This window comes from Bacillus sp. FSL K6-3200 (assembly GCF_038630485.1).
Classification (GTDB): Bacteria; Bacillota; Bacilli; order Bacillales; family Bacillaceae; genus Bacillus; species Bacillus safensis.
On sequence record NZ_CP152032.1, the window covers coordinates 98,276 to 120,131 of the forward strand.

Annotated in this window: 28 protein-coding genes; 3 read left to right on the forward strand and 25 right to left on the reverse strand. The window is 40.3% G+C overall.

All coding sequences use genetic code 11. The annotated features are described in order from the left end of the window. Positions 1 to 286: 286 nt before the first annotated feature. The 4 genes from MHI60_RS00495 to MHI60_RS00510 are packed head-to-tail and all read right to left on the reverse strand — an operon-like array spanning position 287 to position 3,907. Entirely contained in the window at positions 287 to 1,480 is a 1,194-nt protein-coding gene (locus MHI60_RS00495) for an ABC transporter permease (RefSeq protein ID WP_144470369.1), read from the reverse strand. After that, positions 1,467 to 2,168 carry an ABC transporter ATP-binding protein gene (locus MHI60_RS00500; protein ID WP_095408377.1) on the reverse strand — a complete coding sequence of 234 codons (702 nt, stop codon included), beginning with the start codon at positions 2,166 to 2,168 and terminating at the stop codon, positions 1,467 to 1,469. Before MHI60_RS00500 ends, MHI60_RS00495 begins: the two co-directional genes overlap by 14 nt. Further along, complete coding sequence (locus tag MHI60_RS00505; RefSeq protein WP_144470367.1) at positions 2,165 to 3,271, reverse strand: efflux RND transporter periplasmic adaptor subunit; 1,107 nt, start codon at positions 3,269 to 3,271, stop codon at positions 2,165 to 2,167. The genes MHI60_RS00500 and MHI60_RS00505 overlap by 4 nt, the downstream gene beginning before the upstream one ends. A gap of 9 nt (positions 3,272 to 3,280) precedes the next feature. Then, entirely contained in the window at positions 3,281 to 3,907 is a 627-nt protein-coding gene (locus MHI60_RS00510; RefSeq protein ID WP_095408375.1) for a YIP1 family protein, read from the reverse strand. Positions 3,908 to 4,424: 517 nt separating this feature from the next. Between MHI60_RS00510 and MHI60_RS00515 the strand changes: the two genes are divergently transcribed. Then, positions 4,425 to 4,802, forward strand: coding sequence for a hypothetical protein (locus MHI60_RS00515; RefSeq protein ID WP_048238818.1), 378 nt, complete (start codon positions 4,425 to 4,427; stop codon positions 4,800 to 4,802). Between the two features lie 47 nt (positions 4,803 to 4,849). On the opposite strand, the gene moaD is transcribed toward MHI60_RS00515, so the two are convergent. Genes moaD through MHI60_RS00545 form a run of 6 tightly spaced genes read right to left on the reverse strand, consistent with a single transcriptional unit; the run spans position 4,850 to position 8,985 of the window. Beyond that, positions 4,850 to 5,083: a molybdopterin converting factor subunit 1 gene (gene moaD, locus MHI60_RS00520; protein ID WP_039178180.1), complete on the reverse strand. Its 234-nt coding sequence runs from the start codon at positions 5,081 to 5,083 to the stop codon at positions 4,850 to 4,852. Then, complete coding sequence (locus MHI60_RS00525; protein ID WP_144470365.1) at positions 5,076 to 5,567, reverse strand: molybdenum cofactor biosynthesis protein MoaE; 492 nt, start codon at positions 5,565 to 5,567, stop codon at positions 5,076 to 5,078. The genes moaD and MHI60_RS00525 overlap by 8 nt, the downstream gene beginning before the upstream one ends. Then, a complete protein-coding gene (mobB, locus tag MHI60_RS00530; RefSeq protein WP_144470363.1) occupies positions 5,564 to 6,088 on the reverse strand; it encodes a molybdopterin-guanine dinucleotide biosynthesis protein B in 525 nt (174 codons plus the stop codon). The genes MHI60_RS00525 and mobB overlap by 4 nt, the downstream gene beginning before the upstream one ends. Then, positions 6,070 to 7,347 (reverse strand): gephyrin-like molybdotransferase Glp, encoded by a 1,278-nt coding sequence (gene glp / locus MHI60_RS00535; RefSeq protein ID WP_186318631.1) that lies wholly within the window; start codon positions 7,345 to 7,347, stop codon positions 6,070 to 6,072. The genes mobB and glp overlap by 19 nt, the downstream gene beginning before the upstream one ends. A gap of 9 nt (positions 7,348 to 7,356) precedes the next feature. Continuing rightward, on the reverse strand, positions 7,357 to 8,373 hold the full coding sequence (locus MHI60_RS00540; RefSeq protein ID WP_144470360.1) for a thiazole biosynthesis adenylyltransferase ThiF: 1,017 nt from the start codon (positions 8,371 to 8,373) through the stop codon (positions 7,357 to 7,359). 30 nt (positions 8,374 to 8,403) lie between these two features. After that, positions 8,404 to 8,985, reverse strand: coding sequence for a molybdenum cofactor guanylyltransferase (locus MHI60_RS00545; RefSeq protein ID WP_144470358.1), 582 nt, complete (start codon positions 8,983 to 8,985; stop codon positions 8,404 to 8,406). Positions 8,986 to 9,070: 85 nt separating this feature from the next. Between MHI60_RS00545 and MHI60_RS00550 the strand changes: the two genes are divergently transcribed. After that, complete coding sequence (locus MHI60_RS00550) at positions 9,071 to 9,988, forward strand: sigmaE regulated sporulation protein (RefSeq protein ID WP_095408369.1); 918 nt, start codon at positions 9,071 to 9,073, stop codon at positions 9,986 to 9,988. 46 nt (positions 9,989 to 10,034) lie between these two features. Here MHI60_RS00550 and rok read toward each other — a convergent pair whose 3' ends face one another. The 3 genes from rok to ahpA all read right to left on the reverse strand — a co-directional run bounded on the left by rok (position 10,035) and on the right by ahpA (position 12,172). After that, on the reverse strand, positions 10,035 to 10,607 hold the full coding sequence (gene rok / locus MHI60_RS00555; RefSeq protein WP_024426871.1) for a transcriptional regulator Rok: 573 nt from the start codon (positions 10,605 to 10,607) through the stop codon (positions 10,035 to 10,037). A 481-nt stretch (positions 10,608 to 11,088) separates the two neighbouring features. Then, the gene (locus MHI60_RS00560; RefSeq protein ID WP_024424727.1) at positions 11,089 to 11,547 is read right to left on the reverse strand and encodes a TlpA disulfide reductase family protein; all 459 of its coding nucleotides are present in this window, start codon (positions 11,545 to 11,547) and stop codon (positions 11,089 to 11,091) included. An 82-nt stretch (positions 11,548 to 11,629) separates the two neighbouring features. Continuing rightward, positions 11,630 to 12,172: a biofilm-specific peroxidase AhpA gene (ahpA, locus tag MHI60_RS00565; protein WP_003211758.1), complete on the reverse strand. Its 543-nt coding sequence runs from the start codon at positions 12,170 to 12,172 to the stop codon at positions 11,630 to 11,632. A gap of 272 nt (positions 12,173 to 12,444) precedes the next feature. Between ahpA and MHI60_RS00570 the strand changes: the two genes are divergently transcribed. After that, positions 12,445 to 13,254 (forward strand): mechanosensitive ion channel family protein, encoded by an 810-nt coding sequence (locus MHI60_RS00570; protein ID WP_095408368.1) that lies wholly within the window; start codon positions 12,445 to 12,447, stop codon positions 13,252 to 13,254. Positions 13,255 to 13,276: 22 nt separating this feature from the next. Here MHI60_RS00570 and MHI60_RS00575 read toward each other — a convergent pair whose 3' ends face one another. From MHI60_RS00575 to MHI60_RS00630, 12 genes are all read right to left on the reverse strand, one after another. Continuing rightward, entirely contained in the window at positions 13,277 to 13,519 is a 243-nt protein-coding gene (locus MHI60_RS00575) for a YkuS family protein (RefSeq protein ID WP_024424725.1), read from the reverse strand. Positions 13,520 to 13,569: 50 nt separating this feature from the next. After that, positions 13,570 to 14,748, reverse strand: coding sequence for an N-acetyldiaminopimelate deacetylase (locus MHI60_RS00580; protein ID WP_144470356.1), 1,179 nt, complete (start codon positions 14,746 to 14,748; stop codon positions 13,570 to 13,572). Between the two features lie 34 nt (positions 14,749 to 14,782). After that, positions 14,783 to 15,493, reverse strand: coding sequence for a 2,3,4,5-tetrahydropyridine-2,6-dicarboxylate N-acetyltransferase (gene dapD, locus MHI60_RS00585; RefSeq protein WP_095408367.1), 711 nt, complete (start codon positions 15,491 to 15,493; stop codon positions 14,783 to 14,785). 109 nt (positions 15,494 to 15,602) lie between these two features. Beyond that, complete coding sequence (locus MHI60_RS00590) at positions 15,603 to 16,028, reverse strand: flavodoxin (RefSeq protein ID WP_047203713.1); 426 nt, start codon at positions 16,026 to 16,028, stop codon at positions 15,603 to 15,605. Positions 16,029 to 16,077: 49 nt separating this feature from the next. Then, positions 16,078 to 16,971 carry an exo-alpha-sialidase gene (locus tag MHI60_RS00595; protein WP_144470354.1) on the reverse strand — a complete coding sequence of 298 codons (894 nt, stop codon included), beginning with the start codon at positions 16,969 to 16,971 and terminating at the stop codon, positions 16,078 to 16,080. Beyond that, entirely contained in the window at positions 16,961 to 17,437 is a 477-nt protein-coding gene (locus MHI60_RS00600) for a flavodoxin (protein ID WP_144470352.1), read from the reverse strand. Before MHI60_RS00600 ends, MHI60_RS00595 begins: the two co-directional genes overlap by 11 nt. Positions 17,438 to 17,560: 123 nt before the next feature. Next, positions 17,561 to 18,442, reverse strand: coding sequence for a LysR family transcriptional regulator (locus tag MHI60_RS00605; protein ID WP_024424721.1), 882 nt, complete (start codon positions 18,440 to 18,442; stop codon positions 17,561 to 17,563). A gap of 98 nt (positions 18,443 to 18,540) precedes the next feature. Further along, complete coding sequence (gene cbpB / locus MHI60_RS00610) at positions 18,541 to 18,984, reverse strand: cyclic-di-AMP-binding protein CbpB (RefSeq protein ID WP_048238791.1); 444 nt, start codon at positions 18,982 to 18,984, stop codon at positions 18,541 to 18,543. A gap of 146 nt (positions 18,985 to 19,130) precedes the next feature. After that, the gene (gene abbA, locus MHI60_RS00615; protein WP_003210802.1) at positions 19,131 to 19,322 is read right to left on the reverse strand and encodes an antirepressor AbbA; all 192 of its coding nucleotides are present in this window, start codon (positions 19,320 to 19,322) and stop codon (positions 19,131 to 19,133) included. Positions 19,323 to 19,471: 149 nt separating this feature from the next. After that, on the reverse strand, positions 19,472 to 19,987 hold the full coding sequence (locus tag MHI60_RS00620; RefSeq protein ID WP_048238789.1) for a ribonuclease H-like YkuK family protein: 516 nt from the start codon (positions 19,985 to 19,987) through the stop codon (positions 19,472 to 19,474). Between the two features lie 146 nt (positions 19,988 to 20,133). Further along, positions 20,134 to 20,376, reverse strand: coding sequence for a DUF1797 family protein (locus MHI60_RS00625; RefSeq protein WP_003212254.1), 243 nt, complete (start codon positions 20,374 to 20,376; stop codon positions 20,134 to 20,136). Between the two features lie 184 nt (positions 20,377 to 20,560). Further along, on the reverse strand, positions 20,561 to 21,457 hold the full coding sequence (locus tag MHI60_RS00630) for a manganese catalase family protein (RefSeq protein ID WP_041084994.1): 897 nt from the start codon (positions 21,455 to 21,457) through the stop codon (positions 20,561 to 20,563). Positions 21,458 to 21,856 lie beyond the last annotated feature (399 nt).

Genomic DNA, 21,856 nt, shown 5'->3' on the forward strand with positions numbered 1-21,856 from the left:
CGCGCACCTTTATTGTAATCGCTTTTTTCAACATTATCAATACAAAACAATCAAATACATTCAATAACTATCAAAATCTTTCACCATGGTCATCTTACCTTTATATGTACCATTTGTAAACTGAAAAATATGTGACATTAATGATGAAAGTCATGATATTAGCATTTCTATCATTTTTTATTTCATTCAATCGAACTAAAAAAAGCTTTTATGCGATTTGCATAAAAGCTTTTGATGAGTAATGAAGGCAAATGTAAACCGTTTGTATGCATTATTCTTCTTCGAATTATTCATATCTGAGCGATTCAATGGGATCTAATCTCGCTGCCTTATTCGCAGGAATCAACCCAAAAACAATACCAATGAGCATACTAAACAGTACGCCTCCCGATACTACTTGCCAAGATACGAGTGACGGCCAGCCGGCAAAAAGTGATACTAACGAAGCACCGCCTAAACCAAGTGCGATCCCTATCAGCCCGCCGATGAGTGTTAAAACGACAGACTCAATTAAAAACTGAACGAGAATTTGCGCCCTTGTTGCTCCCATCGCCTTTCGAATACCGATTTCTCTTGTCCTCTCTGTCACAGAAACGAGCATAATATTCATCACACCGATGCCGCCGACAAGTAAAGAGATTCCGGCTATTGAGCTAATAATTGTTGTCATAACCGACGTTATTTGACCGATCCCTTCTGCGATTTCTTCCATATTGATCATTTCGTAAGCATCTTCTGTATGATGATTTTCATTTAATATGGCAGCCGCGCTCTTTCCTACTTCCTTCATTTGATCAGCATGTGCGACTTGAATAGACAACTTATCATATTCATTCATACCAAATGTGGAGGTGAGCATCGCAAATGGAACATATATTTCATTCATATCAAATGAAAACATCCCTTTCTGTTTTGCTAGAACACCGATGACTTCAACTGGTTGTCCGTTCATCCAAATCAGTTTGCCTAATGCCTTTTGTCCGTTGAATAGTTCTTTTTGTAAGCCATCTGAGATGAGGGCAGCTCTTCTGCCGCTTCTAAAGTCAATATCTCTTAAATTCTGTCCTTCTGCGATTTCTAATGAATGTACATCCGTATACCCTTCATTTATACCGTTAACTGTCGCATCAACTGTCGTATCTTGAAATCTCAGCTGCATTCCTTGTGCAGTCGAGGAGGCGACCTGCTTCACCCCGTTGATTGTCCTAATGCTTTTTATGTCTTCCTCAGTAAATGCGGCTTCGAATAAGGCATTTGGATTCGCATTTAACTCTTCGTCAGAAGGCGTATATGTCATATCAATGGTATTGTTTGGACCTGAAATCGATCCTTTTAACATTTGCTCACCGCCTTGACCGATCGCCACGACGGCAATGACTGATCCAACACCAATAATAATCCCAAGCATCGTTAAAATAGAACGTAATTTATGAGCTAAAACCGAATTCAGCGCTATTTTGATATTTTCAAAGAGTTTCATTCATAGCGTCCCCTTGTATCCATCTATCTTCAACAAGCCGTCCATCTCTCACAACGACCGTCCGATTTGTATACGCAGCTATTTCTTCTTCATGGGTGACAAGCACAATCGTTGTCCCTTCCTCATTCAGCTGTGTAAACTGTTCCATAATAGAGATGCTTGTTTTTGAGTCGAGAGCACCAGTCGGTTCATCTGCTAAAATAAGCTGAGGTTTATTGACAATTGCTCGTGCAATCGCCACCCTTTGCTTTTGTCCTCCTGACAACTCACTTGGCATATGTTTCATTCGATCTGCCAAACCAACCTTTTCAAGTGCCAATTCCGCACGTTCTTTTCTTTCCTTTTGGCTGATCCCAGCGTAAATCATCGGCAGTTCCACATTGCGCCTCGCATTTAACCTTGGCAGCAGGTGAAATTGCTGAAAAACAAATCCGATGGATTGATTTCGAATGACCGCGAGTTCTTGATCCTTTGCTGCTGACAGCTCTGTACCTTGAAAATGATAATGTCCTTTCGTCGGGCGGTCTAAACAGCCAATAATATTCATTAATGTTGACTTTCCAGAGCCGGACGGGCCCATAATGGACATATACTCGCCTTTTTCAATGACAAGATTCATGTCACTTAATACATCAAATGTTTCGTGTGCGACCTCATAGCTTTTTGTCACGTTGGAAAGCTGAATCATTCAGCATTCACTTCCATTCCGTCATACATGTCATCTGTTGGATGAACAATGATTTGATCCTCTGCCTTGACACCTTTTGTCACTTCAAGATCATGACCTGACGTTTCCCCTATGACCACTTTTACTTTTTTCAGTACATTTTTTCGAACAACATAAACGTATTGTCCATCAGTCTCTTTTTTTACTGCTGTTTCAGGAATCGTTTGCGCTTGGCGCTTATCTGTTTCAATTTCCATGATCATTTTAAAACCAGGTTTCGCCTCAGGTTTCTTTCCCTTTATTTCAATTTCAACAGGATATTGAACCGTTTGATCGCTCGAAGTTGTTTCAGCTGCTGTCTGGACAGGAACAGCGCCCACTTTTTTCACGACTCCTTGCCAGCTCTTCCCGCGAATGACATCAGACGTTACCTTCACTTTTTGTTTCTTTTTGATTTTTATGGCATCATACTCTAAGATCAAACCCCGCACGATCATTTTTTTCTCATTACCAATATGGATGATCGGCTGCCTTTCTTCCGGCCCCTCTGCCCCGGCCTCTTGCTCAATGGAAATCACTGTTCCATCAATTTTACTATGTACGGTTAAATCTTCTATTTGCGCCTTTACTTTTTCTTGGCTGATCTCTGCTTGCTTTTGTTCTAATTCAGCCGCTTTCAGTTCTAATTGAAGCTGATCTCGCTCGCTTTTGGCATTAGCGTCAGATCCGCCTGCTTTTTTCTCATCTAATTCACTCAGCCTATTTTGCAATTGTTCCAGTTTTAATGTACTTGACTCAGCTGCTAGCGCTTGCTGCTGCTCCTCAAGCTCCAGTTCCTTATTTTCATATGTAAGAAGCGGCGTTCCAGCCTTTACCTTTTCCCCTTCTTTCACAGCAATTCCCTTCAATTTCCCCTTTTCCTCTTCTTCATAGATAAACTGCTCTTCAGAGAATGAAAGTGTCCCGGGTGTCATCACCGTAGATGTGATTTCTTTTGACGTGAGTTTGACTGTTTTAATCGCTGCTGTAGAAGCAGGTTTTGCTTGGTTTTTCGCAATATTAAATCCAATAAATAGCCCAATCACAATAATTAAAATAGATCCGATGATGATTTTCTTTCTCATAAAAACCTTCTACCCCCAGCTTACTGATATGTTAATTGCTGTTCCTACATATTGAAAAATTAACGATAAGATATAAAAGACGCCTATAATCACCCAAGAAATTCTCGGTGATATACGCCCCACTTTGATGAATAAAAAGCCTGTTAAAACAAGATTCCAGATCACAAATAGATCAATATTGGCTAACACCGCATGCCATGGACCAGAAATTCGAATGAGCGCGTTTAACGAGGTAACCGTGATGTCTTTTGGAACATGAAAAAAGATTACTGCGAAATGAGAAATAATCGTCCCAATGATCGTAACGGGAGTAATGAACAGGACCGCTGAAAACAGCTGCCGAAATGATGCATCACCTTTCGCTAAAAATACGATGAACTTATATATAGCAGCATTGATGACAATCCCAAAGACCAGACCAATAAGCGTCACCACATAAACAACAGGTACCGGCAAGCTTAAATCTGCCCACATTCCCTTATTTACAAGCTCAGACAAATAAGTCACAACGACTGTTAAAAGAAGTACACAAGATAAAGGCCACCAAACAACTGGATTTTCCCATACTCTTTTCAGGTGCTCTGATGGTCTTGTACTCACTCCAATGATCGTAGGTTTTTGCATGTTTTCATTCATCAAATGTCATCCTCTCTATTTCAAACAAGTATGTAAACGCATAATGACGCTCTTTTTCTTTCTATTTTATCAAAAGATTGCCAATAAGTGACCGATCATTTGATTTTCTTATTTTCCTTGAGAAAAATTTTTATCTATTATTCTATTTTCACGAATGAAACTCTTCAAATACCCCCTTGATCCGACCATATTCATATCAAGAATCGTGCTTTTACTGACTTAAAAACATTTTATTAAGTAAACAATATGTCTTTCGGAATAAATATCCTTTTCTTTTGGATTCGCATGGTCTTAGATAGACACAACAATTTTTTGTTAAAATAATCCTAGTAATTTCGACAAATCCCGGCTTTATAGGACTATGATTGGTTTCTTTTACAGAACAAATAAGTCTTTAGTATCAATACTTTCATATTAAAAAATTAAAAATAAAAGGATTTTACTTGATCAAAAGTTATTTTTTCATATAATGTAAAATAGAGGTAGGTTAAATGATAGTGGAAATGGAGTCAAGTGAATGTTAAGAGAAAAATTGAAAATGCAATTGATTTTACTGTATGAAAAGGAACAAGAAGCATGGCAATACTTTCGAAAGGAACGAGAATCGATTTATCATGAGCTCAAATTACTTGATATGAAAGAAAGCAGACCTTCTAATGACAAAATATACTACGCCGCAAGATGTGTAGATATTATTAAAGAGAAAAAGGGAAGCATTGTGAGCACAAAGGAATTAAAGGAACAGCTTCAAGCCCAAACAGATTTCAATGTGAGACGAATCAGCGAATTGTATGATCTCATTCAGCAGCTCGATCCTCACATTTCTAAAGCAAGAAGGGGATGTTTTATTTACGAAGATCACACCCAAATACCTCTACAAACTTTTCACACATAAAAAATTGGTTACAGCCGGGTGGCCATAACCAAATCCTCTAATATCTATTATCCACCACTTACAGGAGGAATGAGTGCAACAGTGTCCCCGCTACGCACTTCAGCATTTTCCCTCGTATATATTTCGTTGACTGCAACCATCACGTTTTGTGCAGCATCAACACCATATACCTCCTGTAATTCTATTTTAATCTCATCAACCGTTGTTTGATCTTTTTGAATGATGATTTGTTGTTTACCGGCCTTCTCAGCAAGGCCGGCGAACAATAATACATTAATCATGCTGATCACCTTCTTTCTCTGCAAGTTGAAGATTGCTAGGTTTACCTTCTGGATATGAAACCGTTTCAAGCTGATCACCTATCCAGGCCTCTCCGTCTTCCCAATATTCTTTTTTCCAAATGGGAACGATTTCCTTGATTCGTTCAATGGCATACTCATTGGCTTCATAGGCAGCCTTCCTATGAGGAGACGAAACGGCGATCGCAACAGCAATATCCGTTATCTCAAGTGTTCCAATTCGGTGCACAATCGCTGCTTCAGTGTCAGGCCACCGATTCTTTATTTCTTGTCCAATCTGCCTTAGCATGCTTTCTGCCATTGGTATGTATGCTTCGTACGTTAAACGCAATGTTTTCTTGCCATTTGTCCATTCTCTGACCGTCCCGATAAACGTTGTAATCGCCCCTGCCTTTCGTCTTGTGATATGCTGAATCAATTCGTTTACCTCAATCGGCGTTTTTGTTATTTTAAAAAGTTCGTTCAAAACGTGCCGCCTCCCTTCAATAAGTGAAAAGCAAATGTCATCCCGCGCTTATCAAAAGCTGAAAACACAGGAAACGGGTAATTTTTGATTAATTGGTCCTCTTGAGAAAAATAAATAGCTGCTTGTATATTAGAAAGTGTCGAAAGGTCAATAAGCTCCTCTTCATTCTTTACACAAACGATTTTGCGATAAGGCGCCTGTTTGTACCCCTCTATGAGCACAGCGTCTAACGGAAGATGCTGACACATGTTGAGCAGCTGCTCTAACGTGATGTGCTGCATCGAAAAGTGAAATTCACCCTCTCCTTCAACACCTGCGGCATATGCCCCTGCTTTTACATATCGATCGGTATCTTTTTCTTTGAAAAGACGATCTGGTGTCCCGCCATGTCCATGGTGTTTAAAGCAGCCTAGCTTCAGCCCTTCACGTTCAGCCAGCTGACAGAGCTTTTCGATCAAGGTAGTCTTGCCGCTATTTTGATAACCGACCACCTGTAATATGCTTAATTTGTCATCCAGCACGAGGAACCACCGCCTTTGTGCTGAAACAGCAGAATATCAACTTGATCACCTGCTTGAAAACCTCTTGTTCCCCCAGGCAGCACGATGAAACAGTCAGCCTCTGCAATAGAGGTCACTGCACTTGATTTATCAAGACCTGTAGGAGTCACACTGATCTGACTGCCAGTGAATTGAAGGGCAGCCCTGACAAATCGAGTGAACGGATTGGCTTTTGGAAAATCATGTGTGAGTTTCGCCTCAGCAAAAGCGGGAAACGGATTTTCTTTCATATACCATTTATAAATGATCGGTTTCACAAATAATTCAAAGCCTACAAAACAGGCAGCAGGGTTTCCGGACAGCCCAAACAGCAATTGACCATTCGGCATTGCAGCCACAGTCGTCACACTTCCAGGTCTCATGGCTACTTTATTAAACAGGACCTTGGCTCCCAGCTTTTCATAAATGGCAGGCAGAAAGTCAAAATCACCCACTGACACACCGCCTGTTGTGATCAGAATGTCTACCTTACTCATGGCTGCTTTTACTGCATGATAACTTTTGTCAAAATCATCGGAGACTCCGCCTAAATCAAGCGGCTCAGCTCCGGCCTCAAGTACCTGCGCATAGACCATACTAAGATTACTATTTCTAATCTTGCCGTCCACCATGGCATCACTTACTTGAAGAAGCTCTGTACCCGTTGAGATAATGCCAATCACTGGTTTTTTGACAACTGGTACTACCGCATATCCGAATGTTGCCAATAGAGCCGTGACGCCAGGAGTAACGTTTGTTCCTTTTTTGACCATCACGTTTCCTTTGAGTACCTCTTCTCCTTGGCGAGAAATATTGTCTCCATTTTTCAGCGGTCTTTTCAGTGACATGAATGATTTGCCGTCTTTTTCGAAAGGCTTCGTCAGTTCGATCATGATGACGACATTTGCTCCATTTGGAATTTTTGCCCCTGTCATAATACGGATGGCTTGAAAGGGACCGATGGTTTTTGCTGAGACCATTCCTGCACCAATATGATCAATGACCTCGAATTCAACTGGATGCGCACTTGACGCTTCTTTTGTATCTTCTGCCCGAAGTGCAAAGCCATCATAAGGAGAACGATCAAATGCCGGAACATCATGGTCTGCCAAAATATCTTCTGCAATAAACCGTCCAAGGCTATCCTTTAAAGGGACCCATTCTATTTCTCCATGTTTTTCGTATTGGTGAACCTTCTTTATGGCCTCTTCTACTGGTATTGGCTGCCGTCTTTCCATCACACTTCACTCCTATATCCCTAGCAGTCTTGCTAGTAATGAATTGGCTTCTTTTTCATCATTTGTCCCATGGATTAATGCACGTCCTCCTTTAAAACAGACCATCCGATAATTTTCGTATCGTACATGGATTAAGAAGTCGTTCACTTCCACCTCACATATAGATGAGAGCCGCTCTTTCATATGCTGAAATGATAGTTTTGCTAAATCCTTTGAAACAATTTGAACGGTGTCACGTCCGCAAAGAACCGTCGTTTTTTTACGCTGGTCATGTAAATAAGGATAGGTTCTTGCCGTGCCGCAAGTTGGACAGTTCTTTTCTTTAGTGCGAGATAAATCCATTTTAAATGATGTGGACTGCCAAAGATCAAACGTGACAAATTTCCGCTCAATTTGATCTTCATGACCTGTTAAATATTTGAGTGCCTCTGTTTGCTGATAAGCAGAAACCATTTGAACGGCAGGTGAAATAACCCCCGCTGTATCGCACGTCAAGCCGCCAACGGGCATTGCCGTGAACACACATGATAAACATGGCGTTTTATCTGGCAATATGGTCATATACATCCCCTGACTGCTCACACAAGCGCCATATATCCATGGCGTCTTTGTTTCTAGAGATAAATCATTCATGACCATTCTTGTCTCAAAATTATCTGTTGCATCAATGACGATATCTGCTCTCTGGAATAACGGCCTTAACAGCTCCGCCCCTGCATCTTCAATCAGAGCGTGTATGGTCACTTCATGATTGATCTGCTCGAGACGTTTTTTTGCCGCAGCTGCTTTTGGCACATGTGCCTTTGCATCATGTTCCGTGTACAGCTGCTGCCGCTGTAAATTTGAAAATTCCACATAATCACGATCGACAATCGTCAGCGTACCGATGCCAGACCGGACAAGCCCTTCCGCAGAGGCGGTACCAAGTGCACCTGCTCCAACGATCAGAACATGACTTTCAGCCAGCGCATGCTGTCCTTTTTCCCCAACCGGAGGGAACAAGATTTGTCTTGAATATCGGTCATTCAATGCTGTTCTCTCCTCACCGTTTTTTATGTATCATATCATACCGTTTTCAGGTAAATCGCTTCTTTTATTGATATTACGAAATTCGTCTGATGTCACGTTTAGTTCTTCTTCTGAAACGATGCGCACATGAAGCTTTTGAAGCAAGTCCTTGACGGCAAATTGATTCTCTTTTAAACACGCGCGGATAAACGGCAGAGAACGGCGGTGATAAAGCGCAAATAAAGGCTGTAATCTGCCTTGAACAAGCGGAATGATGGCGTCTGCGTGCTCGCTGCAATAAGACGATAACACTTCCGCTGTTTCCTTACGTATGAAAGGCATGTCACATGCCGTCACTAAATACCAATCTGCTTCTTGCTTTTGCATCGCCGTATATATACCAGCAAGTGGTCCGCATCCGCGCACCTCGTCATCATCTAACCACACACTTTGTTCACCACTTGCTTTGAAAAAAGAAAGAAGTGATGGATGACTGATGATGACCGTCTGCCCTTCTAAAAGCTGCTCTTTCACATGCTCATATAATGGTTTCCCTTGATACATATGACTTGCTTTTGGCTCTCCAAAGCGTCTGGAAGCTCCTCCAGCTAAAATTACATTCACTACGTGCATCCCCTAAGGCCTCCTTTGACATGGTTGTTCTAATCGCACTCCTTTCGCATACTTTATTGGTAACATGAATAAGGAGGGTCTATCGATGAACAGGCGCAATGCTTCTCCCCTATTCCATGATTTATCTCAAGAGAATTTATACTTAAAAGCTGAAACTGCCAAATATCAACAAATGATCTCTGATTTACAGTCCTCATATACGTATTCTAAAAATAAGAAGTTAACTCAAGAATATCATGAGATGAAAAAGAATTTCACGCAATTAAAACAACAATTGGATGAAATGACCAATGATCAACATGATGCTGCCTCAAAAATACAGAATCTCTCCTACAGCAAATCAGAATTATTACATAAAATTGTCCTTCTTCACGAGATGCTGCAAAAGGAAACCTATCATAGAAGAAAAGAAACCGAAGAAAAACACAGGCTGCATTTGAAAGTTGTCAAATATAAAGAAATCTCCCAACAATTAAATGAACGGATAGAGGATCAAGATAAACGACTTGCAAAAGAGGAGAAAAAAGGAAATACTTTATCCGCTGTGATTGAGAAGCTGCAGCAAACATTGGGCGATAAAAACGCAGATCTCCATGTATTACAGGAAGGCGTCAGACACCTTCAAGAGCGTTTTTATGAAACACAGGAGAAATTACTGCAAATTGAAAAAGCAAAAGAAGCGATTTTTTACGAAACGCTCACAAGCTATCAAAAACAGTTAGCAGAAAGCGAAGAATGGATCGCCTCTCATTTTGCTGATATTGACCAGTCAGCACAAACAAATGCACAGCCATTCTCACGAGACCGCATCCTGCAAACGACAGAAGAAATCGAACCGATCTTGAAGAAACTCAACGAACAAGTTCAAACACTTCAGGAACAAGTCGATGCAGTGCAGCGTAATGGAGAGGTCATGACAGTCAAAATCGACGGCTTCAAAAAACAGCGTGATCACCTGCCTAAGGAACGCAAAATTGTCTATACAGTTGATCAAAAGAAGTAATTCTCGAAATAAAAAACTGCTGGCTTTACGCCCAGCAGTTTTTTATTTATTCGTCTTCTGTTTGAATGTCGCCTTCTAAAATATACTGTCCGCGATAAGGCTTCTTCACTTCAGGGTACATTTTAATTAAACTTTGCATAAACGTTGTCATATTTGGGATTTCAAGACCGCTCTCTTTTTCGATCTCTTTTTGAAGCTCTGAGCTTTTAATCGCTGCATTATGACGCTTTAACGTTTTAATCGCAGCTTCACGAAGCTTCGCTGCCTTTGAACCAGGGCGGGCTGTGCCTCTTCTGCGTCTTGTCGATCCTTCAGGAATACCTACAGGTGCACCGTTTAGCTGTCCTGTTCCTAAAGAAGATGATTGTGGTTGTGCCGGCTGCTGGTAGCTTCTCATTTCTTGCGCAGCAAGCTCAGCTAATACAGGGAGTGAATCCGTCTTTCTCTCTGTACGCACTTCTTTTTTTGTATCTGACACTAGACCTGTTCCTTGACGGTCTAATTCTCTTAATTTTGCATAAATCGCATCTCGCTCAATTTGATATTCACGGATGACCTTTACTTCTGCCTCATTTAATTGTTCCAATCGTAAACGTAACGCTTCCCTCTCATTAAACAATGGATTTCCCCCTCATCATATAAAAAATATTCTATAGTAAATATTAGATTAGAAAACTAATTTTATCAACTATTTTTTTATCATTTTACAGTTTGCTAACAGATAGGTATTTTCAACTAAAATTTTGCCAAAGAGGAAAAATCGGCACCCATTTCATTGCCACTATAGGCTTTTGACAAACCTTAAAATATTGTAAAAAAATTGAATAAACGCTTATACTACTTGATTTATATAGTTATTTACCTAACTGAAATTTCTTTTGTGCAAAAACGTTCTGAATAGTAAAAAGTTAAAATCTTTACATTTTCATTTCAAAACAAAAATGTAAATAGGTCTTTATACCTTTTTGTTTCAGGGATATTTTTTAATAAACTCCCTCATTTTCTCTTTTCTTAGGAATAACACCTACATAAAAGCTCGTCCAGTGCAATATGCCGCCTATTTTTGCCCATGAAAAAACCCCCATTAATGGGGGAGAAGCCTATTCTGCAGCCTTTTCAGACTCAGAAAGCACTCGGTTGACACGTTTTTCAAGCATTTTCATTCCGCTTCCGCCAGCTTGGAAGTGGCGCAATGCACCTGTTTTATCAAATACATAATATGCGGGTACATATTCGTTTTCAAAGGCTTCTGTTAAGTGATGATCACTGTCCACAAAGATTGGCTGCGTGATTTCATGCTCTTTCGCAACTTCTTTGATTTTTTCTAGATCTAGGTCATCTTCTGAACGAGGCATATGAACTGCCACAACGTTTAGTTGATCCTTGTATTCATCACGGAATTGATTGACTTGAGGCATTGCCTCTTTACAAAGATGACAGCTGACTGACCAGAAATGAATCAATGTTGGTTTGTCACCAATCAAATCTTCTTTTGTTACTTCTCCATTTAACCATTCTTTTGCACCAGTTAGTTCTGGCATTGGTTGACGTAATTTCATTATGAAGCGCCTCCATCCATTGTATGTGTCGAAACAAAAAGGTCTAACATTAGTTAGACCCTCCTGTTTCTTCAGCTATCAATTAAAGTGTTTTTTGTCCAGGTTTCCAGTTCGCTGGGCAAAGTCCACCAGTTTGTAATGCTTGAAGAACACGTAATGTCTCATCTACATCACGACCGATGTTGTTGTGGAATACTGTTTGGTATTGAAGTTCGCCTTCTGGGTTAATGATGAATAAACCGCGAAGAGCAATTCCTTCTTCTTCAATTAAAACGCCGTATTCTCTAGATACTGTGTGGTTTGTATCAGCAGCTAGCGGGTATTTTAATTCTCCTAGACCATTGTCTTTACGGTCTGTATTGATCCAAGCAAGGTGCGTGTGGATTGTATCAGTAGATACACCAATGATTTCTGCATCTAAATCTTCGAACTCATCATAACGATCGCTCATTGCTGTAATTTCAGTTGGGCAAACAAATGTGAAATCCATTGGATAGAAGAAAAGAACTGTCCATTTGTCATTCTTCATGTTTTCCTCTAAACTTACTTTACCAAATTCCTTGTTAGCAAGTACTGCTTCCATTTCAAAACGTGGAGCTTGTTTTCCTACAAAACGCTCTGCCATATGTAAATCCCTCCAAAAAATAATATCTTTATACAGGCTTCTTAGCTGTATATAAAATGAGAATCAAAACTTAAAATTCTCATTTAGTTAATAACTTCACAATTACAATTATAATACTTATGCGATTTTTAGTCAATATTAATTAATAATAAATTTAATTAACGATTTGTCACAATTTCCTGCTCCACTTAACAAAAGTTTAACATGACTTGCATAAGGGAACAAATGATTAGCTTCTCTTTTAGAGCATACATAGAAAGGTTTTGAAGATTATGAGAGTATTTCAACAAGTAGATTGGGTTTCCATTATCCTCAATAGCAGTATGATTTTGCTAAAACTAGTCGCCATTTTTGCCATTTACTTTATCATCAGAGCGATAGGAAACAAGATGATTAAGCGCGCCTATTCAACTTTCGCTGAAAAGCATGAAGTCTCTTTATCAAGAGCTCAGACACTGCAAAGTCTGACGTTAAATATTTTCGCCTACTTATTGATTTTTATTCTAGTTGTGATGATCCTCGACTTATTTCATTATAACCCGACCGCTTTGCTTGCAGGTGCAGGTGTTGTGGGACTTGCGATCGGTTTTGGCGCTCAAGGGTTAGTGAGTGATATTGTGACCGGATTCTTTATATTATTGGAAAAACAATTTGATGTAGGAGAATATATAACAGTCGCTGGCTTTGATGGGATTGTCGAACAAATTGGACTAAGGACCACGCAGCTTCGAAGCTTTGACGGCACCCTTCATTTCATTCCAAATCGCAGCATACTGAATGTGAGCAATCATTCAAGAGGAACGATGCAGGCACTCGTTGATATTGAGCTGTCACCAGATGAAAATGTGGATCAAATGATCACAGCCCTTCAAGCTGCCTGTGATGAAGTGCGGGAGGAAACTCCTCAAATTATTGAAGGTCCTCAAGTTGTCGGCGTAGAGGCGTTCGGTTCTTCTTCCCTTGTTCTGCGCATCATAGCGAAAACTGAAACAATGGAGCAATGGCGGGTAGAACGAATCTTGCGCAAAAAAATGAAAGAAGTACTCGATATAGAAAAAGAGCAAAAAGAACCGGGATCATAATCTACCGGTTCTTTTTTTTGTTTTATTGAACACGCTGTTCTACTTCTTGGCAAATTTCATCAGCCGTCATACCTGATGCTGTAATAACAGATGCCTTTGTTGTTGTGTCTGAAATGCCAAGAACATTTGAATCTAGTCCTGTGACGACATAACAGTCACACTGATCCATTTGCTGTTCATTTTGAATACGTACAACATCATACCCTTTTTGCTTCAATAGTTCTTCTACATCGGATAAAGATTGTTCTACACCAATTCTTGTCATAATCAAGAACACCTCCTGTTCATAAGGTGTACAGGAGGCAGCTCGATTATTCATTCACCAGCTTGCTTTTTAAAATAAGCCGTCATCACATTCACAGCTGTTTCAATCGCGTTTTCATCAGGCTGGAGCTTTGCATGGTGCAGGCCGTATTCTGAATTGACACCTAACCAAAACATGAAGCCGGGATATTTTTTCAGCATGTATCCAAAATCTTCTCCTGTCATCGCTTCTCTGCATTCAATCACATTCGCAAGTCCTTCTTCGGCTACATATGACATAAATTCCTCTGTTAAATCCTTTGAATTGTCCACTTCGTAATAAGATGAAGGATATCGAACGGTTGCCTTGCATTCGTAGCCAATTTCAATCCCTTTTGCCAGTGCTTCAATTCGTTTTCTCACCTTGTCCATAGACTCTGGCGAAAGTGTGCGAATGGTACCGTCAAGCTTTGCATGCTGCGCAATAATATTTTGAGCCGTTCCACCGGTAATCGTGCCGACTGTAATGACCGCACTATCAAGAGGATCGACATTACGCGAAATGACCGATTGCAGCTGACCTACAAGTGCACTTGCAGCAACAACCATATCATTTGCTAAATGAGGATATGCAGCGTGTCCGCCTTTTCCTTCAAGATCAATTACAAGCTCACTCGTATTGGCAAATAACAGCCCCGGCTTTGTAGCAATTGTTCCAACAGGATATTCAGGTGCGATATGCAGCGCTGTAATAAAGTCTGGTGTCCATTTTTTGAGAACATCACTTGCAAGCATTGGTTCGGCACCGCCTGGGCCTTCTTCTGCCGGTTGGAAGATAAATAATACATCCTCTTTAATCGGTTCATGAACGAAATGATCAATGATACCAAGTGCAATGGTCATATGAAGGTCATGTCCACATGCATGCATCTTTCCTTCATGCACAGATTCAAAAGGATACCCTGTTTCCTCAGGAATAGATAGTCCATCCATATCTGCACGATAAGCAAATATGCGCGTTGGATTTGTTCCTTTCACTTTTACAAAAAGGCCAGTTCGCCACGTTTCAATCTCAACTCGATCTTTTGAATAGGCGCCCAGATGCTCAATGAGATACGCTTGTGTTTTAAATTCTTGGAACCCAAGCTCAGGGATTTGGTGTAAATCTCTTCGAATGGATATTAATTGCTCACGATTTAACAAGTGAACTCGCTTCCTTTCTTCTATACGAATAAGACGTGGATATCTCATCCACGTCTTTGTCTTCAGCTGCGAATTATAAGAATTAAAGCTGACGCAGTTCTTGTTTGATTTCAGTTTTACCTTTTGTTTTTTCATCAATGTCTTTGATTTTCTTTGCAGGTGTACCTGCTACAACTGTGTAAGGCTCTACATCGTTCACAACGATTGCACCGGCAGCTACTACTGCACCTTTACCAATTGTCACACCTTCTAGAACAACAGCGTTCGCACCGATGACAACATCATCTTCTACAACAACTGGTTTAGCGGACGGCGGCTCAATGACACCTGCAAGAACAGATCCAGCACCGATATGACAGTTCTTACCTACTGTCGCACGGCCGCCAAGCACCACGTTCATATCAATCATCGTACCTTCGCCGATCACAGAACCGATATTAATAGAAGCACCCATCATAATGACTGCATTATCACCGATTTCAACTTGGTCACGAATGATGGCACCTGGCTCAATACGAGCTTTAATGTTTTTCAAATCTAACATCGGAATTGCAGAGTTGCGGCGGTCATTTTCCACGACAACATCTTCAATTTTGTCTTTGTTTGATGCTAGAGTTTCTTGAATTTCGCTCCACTCACCGAAAACAACTCCAGTGTTTCCTGTGATGAATGTTTTTGCATGTTCACCAAACTCAATACCTTCTAAGTCACCTTTAATATAGACTTTGACAGGTGTTGATTTTGTACTATTTTGAATAAATGAAATAATTTCATTAGCGTCCATTTGTTTCATGTATGTATGTCCTCCTCTTAATTTATACTTCATTACTGTACCAAAGGAGAGTTTTAATGACAAGTGAAAGAGTCATCTCTACAATGGAAAATAAAACAAGCGGGACCGATTATCCCGCTTCTTGCTGATGAAGCTGAACAAATTGTTTGCCAAAAGAAATTAATTCGTCTTCTTCCTCTCCTTCTGGATTCAGCTCAATCTTAACGGATGGCAGGACAATGTCACCGCCAAGCTCCTTCACTTTTTCTTCTATTAGGTCAACAGCTCCGCAAAAATGTTCGTAAGATGTATCGCCAGAACCGAATACTGCAAATGCTTTTCCCGTTAAATCAAGCTCTTCCATTTCTTCATATAAATCAATAAAATCATCCGGAAGATCGCCATCTCCCCATGTATACGCCCCTAACATAATGTGCGAGTAATCATTGAGCAGCTCGGCATCAATATCCATCGCTTCATGCCGGTCTACGCTGGCTCCTGCTTCCGTTATACCTTTTTCAATTAAATCTGCCATCGCTTCTGTATTCCCAGACATCGTGGCATACACCAATAAAACCTTTTCTGTCACTTTTTCTTCCTCCTTATCAATGAATCAACACAGGCTCCTCATATGGCCTGACAAACTTACTTTCATATAAACCTGCACAGAAAAAGTTTTCGTTTTGATTGGCTACACGAAAACCGTGTCCTTTGATCGTATCAAACCATTTGAGCTCTTTTTGCTCAATATCAAGCTGATACACTTTAGAAAAACCGTGTTCATCTTGTGAGGTGGTCACATACACAATGCCATTATCCTCTGACACATCCAAAAATGATTCTTCTCTAGCAAAGGCCTGTGATTGAATATCGTGCAGGATATTTGTATGTAAATCTAAAATTTGAACAGATCCTTTTTTGCCTTTTTTTGAACCTAATGCACATACAAGAAGATGTTCGTGACAGAGCAGCATAGAAGCTGTCATTCGGTGCTCCTCTCTGTTTAGAAGAAAAATTTGTTCACTCTGCAAGTCATACACCCATATTCCTCCGTGAACCTCATGAATCTGCGTTCCAATATAAAGGTGATTACCAGCGGCACATAGAGAACGAATGACCGGCGGATGATTCACATGAGCAAACGGCTTCATAATTTCCCAGGAAATTCCGAAATCATTTGACACATAGATACTATGTTTTCCATGTGCACATACAAAACCATCTTTACGTCCTGTAATAGACCAGACGACTGCATTTGTTGGAAATGAAGATAACGCCCATGTACTTCCTTCATCTCCTGATCTAATCACTGTGCCATTTTCACCAACACCGAATAAATAAGGACCAATATAGCTGATGGCATGGATTTTATGCTTGAGCTTAAAAAGCTGCTTCCATCCGCTCTCTACACTATAGTGAAAAATACCTTCACGTTTTACAGCAACAAAGTATCCACCATTTTTAGATGCCGCAACGGCCGTTGCTCCTTTATGAAACATGATTTTCAACTCGTTTCTCAGACAAAGCGGCCCACGTTAAAAAGCTCGCAGCAAATTCCTGACAGCACGCCACATCTTCTTCTGTATCCGGTGCAAGCTCCATTTTTAATGTTTCAGGAAAAACAGATGCACCCGTTGATTTCAGCATGTCATGAAATGTATGGACGGCCTCGCAAAACTTCGGATAGCTGTAATCACCAGATCCAAACACAGCTGCTTTGATGTGACTAAGTTCAAGCGAAGAGACCTCCTCATAAAAATCCTCTGCTTCATAAGGCAAATCTCCATCACCCCACGTATAAGAACCAATAAATACGTAATCGTATGAGGAAAGATCCTCTGCGTTCGTATCATCAAACTCCATCATCTCTGTATCGATCCCTTTTCCTTCAAGTGCTTGCTTTAAGATCGCTGCCATATCTTCCGTATTTCCAGACATACTCGCAAATGTAATTAGTGCTTTCATCTATAGGTCACCTCATCTAAATGATAATCATTTTCAATTATTATATGTACACTTTAAATGATAATGATTTTCATTGTCAAATGATTTCATAAAAAAAAGTACCTCCCTATCCCAAGAAGGTACTTACACCGCATCATTTTCAAGCATTTCTTTAACCACACCGACAAAAGCTTGCACCTGTTTTAACTGAAAAGACGCTTCATAGCCTAGCAGCCATGTGTCACGGCCGATTTGCTCTCCGTTCACATCAACAAGCGGTGTTTTATAAACACTTTTTTCGTGGTCATATAAGGTAACAGAAGGCAAAATGGCGTAGCCGATGCCGTGGTAGGCCATTTGTTTACATGTTTCAATTTGGTCCACTAGAATCGTCTGCTTTGGAGACACTTTAAATTTTTGGTGCCACCAGTGCTGGATTTCCTGATAATATGTGCTGTCGCTTTTAAATTGGATAAATGGCCTCTCCGTCTTGATTAATTCATCTACGTCCTTGATCACGGAATCGACTAAATATAAATGATCTGTCATCAAGTATTCCTTTGTCCCCTTCCAATCAGGGTTGCCGCGAATGATTCCTATGTGCACGTGGTCTTCATACAAGCTTTTGAGCATTTCACTACTCCAGCCGGTAACGAGTGACACCTTGGCATTTGGATATTTTTCGACATACCGCTTTAACACCTTTGGCAGCCAGTGCTGTCCAATAATCGACGCCACCGCAAGCTTGAGTGTACCGTGAATGTCACCCTCAAGTTCATCAATTCGTTCTCTCACTCGATCCTGTTCAACCGTTACCTCTTTTGCAAATTGGATAATCTGTTCACCTGCTGAGGTCACGGTCAGCCCCTTTTGTGAACGAAAAAAGATTTTGGTTCCCCATTCCTTTTCAATCGTCTGCAATCTTTGAGATAAAGCTGGCTGAGAGACAAAGAGCCGCTCTGAAGCCTTTCTCATATTCAATTCTTCACTTAGCACAACAAGCATATGTAACTCCTGAAGCTGCATGGGCGTCCCCTTTCTCTCTCTATAAGTTTTTCTTATTTTATATAGCTATTATATAAATTTTAACTTATGAAGGCAAAAAAAATAAGCTGGGCTGCAGCTCATTTTTTCGCGGAATGAATGACCTCATTTAAGCGCTTTAATACAACTCGTCGAGTAAAAATGCCCTCAAAGACCTGCTCCTCATTTTCTACACAAACAAATCCATTATTCGTCACAGCGTGAACGCCTTTTAGTACAGGATCTGTTGTTTTGAGTCTCGGAATATCCGTCAGCATGACCTCTTCAACCTTCAACTGGTCCAGTTTCTCGAATTCGATACGTTCTAAACCGAAGATTTTATCCATAATCATATTCGTTCCGATTAACCCGTGTAAACGATAAGAAGCGTCTAATACCGGTATGGCTGTATATCCTGTTTTTGTTAGAACCAATAGGGCATGCTCAAGGTTATTTCCAATTTGAACATGTGCCACTTTATCTGCATCAATCATATGCTCGGCTACTGTTGACTCAAGCAATTGAGTCGGTTCTATCTCTATCATGTTTCTTCGACCCCTTTTCTCTCAATCATCAATCATACATTCCCCTTTATGATTAAGCATAAACTAAAACGAATTTTGTCGAAAGATTTTTTCTGCATAAAAAAGATACTCAGCCCCCGAGTATCTAATAGAATGTTAAACCAATATTAATTCTCAAACCTTACTCTGTCATACAATGTGATCAATTGCTTATACGTATTGTCGTCGACATTTTTTGTTCCACATTCTATATCATTGATCTCACTGCTTAGTAATTCGACAGCATATTCCTGATTCAGCAATACGTTTAATAATAGCTTTTTCTCTTCTTCATTAAAACGATTTTCGATGACGCTCATTCAACATCAGGCCCCCTGTTTCATATATGCTTTTATATTGATTAGCAGGCTTTTGAATGTCTGCTTCCTCTCTATACAGCTAGAATAAGGAACTAGAATCGAATCGTCAACCGCACGTTTCGACAAGGTTTGGAGAAAAATGACGGAATTTATTTTGTATATCGATTGGCATAGCAAAATGCTGCATATGAGTCGGGTTTTATTTTTGCTTCAATTCCCATAGCTGTGATCATTCCGGTCATTTCCTGAATCAGCTCTTTCGTACTTCCTTTTTTGCCAATATCCAGATGGGCTTCAAAACGAAGGTCTGCCCCTTCCTCAGCAAACGGAAGAAGCAAATCCATCAGTTCTGTTAAAGGCCCCTCAAGGATGTCTGCACATACCTTTTGGCTAAACGCTGTCTCTAATGAAATTTTTTCTCTAAGACTTTGCACAGGCCTCTTGATCACTTGTTGTGTGAGACAGCCCCATGCTCCTTTGCCAATCCGGTGGAGATGAATTGCAGTCATAAATGTTGTGACATTTTGATTGACCTGAGAGTCCGTACCAATTGATAACACATAGGCGGATCTAGGGTCTTTTCGTATAAAGTCTTTCATTCTCATGACGACATCAGAAAACGCTAAATAGTCTTCAGAAAGATTGTAGAAAAAAGAATCACTCACAGAAAGGAACTCCTTTTTAATGGTCTCTTATCCGAAAAATGCGCTGATTGATCATCTTCCATTTGTACATCTCATCTATGATGATACATGTATGCTGCCGCAATAAACGAAGGAATCCTCAGAAAAAACATTTCATACGATTCAGCTTAGGATTGTAAAAGCTCAAAAATCTCAATCGAAATCATATCAATGTTGTCAAATGGGAAAGTATTTGGCTTATCCCCTTGTTGAAAAACAGTCAATTCAAACGTTTGATTCTTTTCGAAATACTTAACACTACAGATTTTCTCACCGTTCACTTCGAAATAACGCTGTGCCGGCTCGTTTGCAGCTTCTGCTGTCTCTTGAAGACTTTGCAGCCTTGTAATGATACCCATTAATTGTGACATTCTAAAAAAAGACTCCTTTCAAAAAAACAACTCAAGATGAACCCGTATTGATTATACACAAGTCCTACAAAGCATCATACCATAAAGTGTTCTCAGATGATATTTTTCCTCTTGAATTCAAAAAAAGAAAAAGAATCTGTTTTTTTAGTTTGAGTCTTTTTTCTCATCTCATGCACCTTGATTTTTATAAACCGGCAGATCTCATCAGCCGTTTAGCAATTTCATCAAAATCTTCTTTAGAAATGCCTGGAGCAAACTCTTCCGGTAATTCTCTATAATCTGGCACAGGTGCACCTTGCGGGGTGCCCTCAATGACTGTCAGCGGCTTTCCATCAATCGGGTGGCTGCCTTTCCAAATTTTATTGATATCCTTGTAGTCCGTATCACTAAATGTGTACAGCTTTGTATGAACATTCTGGTCTTCAAATTTCCTCGCTGAATCAAAGTATTTGTTGTCGAGATTTGGGATTGGCAGCATCTTCCCAACATCTACTCCTGTAGCGACTTCAAGTGCTTTTGCATATGCCACAACATGCACACCGCCCCTGACAAGTAAATAACCGATCATCTCTCTTGCAGTAGGATGGTCCGTCATTTCATATACGCGCATTTTGTGCGTACGTGCTCCGCATTCAAGAAAGAAATTATGGAGAAGATCAAGAATGAGGTTGCCACTTGAGAACACATTCTCTCCGGTCCAAGGTTTTGCCATTGAATCAAACGGATAGCCTGTTTGAGCTGTTTGAATAAAATGCTGTGTATTTCGTTTATCGACAGCTGCCTTCATCGGCGTCGTATCTGGATCCCCGCCATGTGTGGTTCCTGTAATCATGAGATTGATTGCTGTGGTCACAAGCTCGACATGACCGAATTCTTCAGCCGTAATACTGGATACGAGGTCATAAAACGGTTTAAGTTTTCGTTTTCCTCTAAAGTTAAAGGATTGAAACATGTAATTATTTAATGTGGACATTTCACCGAATTTTCCGCCGAGTAATTCTTGCACAGCAGCGGCACCATTTGCATCTGGGTGATCTGGCCTTGGCAAATCAATGAGCAGCCGCGTGTCACGTTTGATCATGATGTTTCCCTCCTACAGTCTAACTATCATCACTTAAGATGTATGGAGAGTTTGGGCTGTCCTATGCATGAAGGGAAAGATTGAAGCACAAAAAAAACTTGGCGGGGGTAGCGCCAAGTTTTTTGGATCTTGATCTGATAGAGGGGTTGGGGAACAGAGAGTAGCTTCTCTCTATAACTAAATGATAATGATTATCAGTTTCATTGTCAACCATTTTTTAATTCTTTTTTCTATCAAAAAAAGCAGCCTGCGAGGCTGCTCAGATTGTTGACAAAAGGCTAAAATGCCTTTTCTTTACATTTCAGCATAATAGAAAACATTTGAAGTCTAGGAAGGACGGGCACCGGAGCTGAGCGAATTGTACATTCGTGAGCACTGGCACGCTGGACTGACAACGAA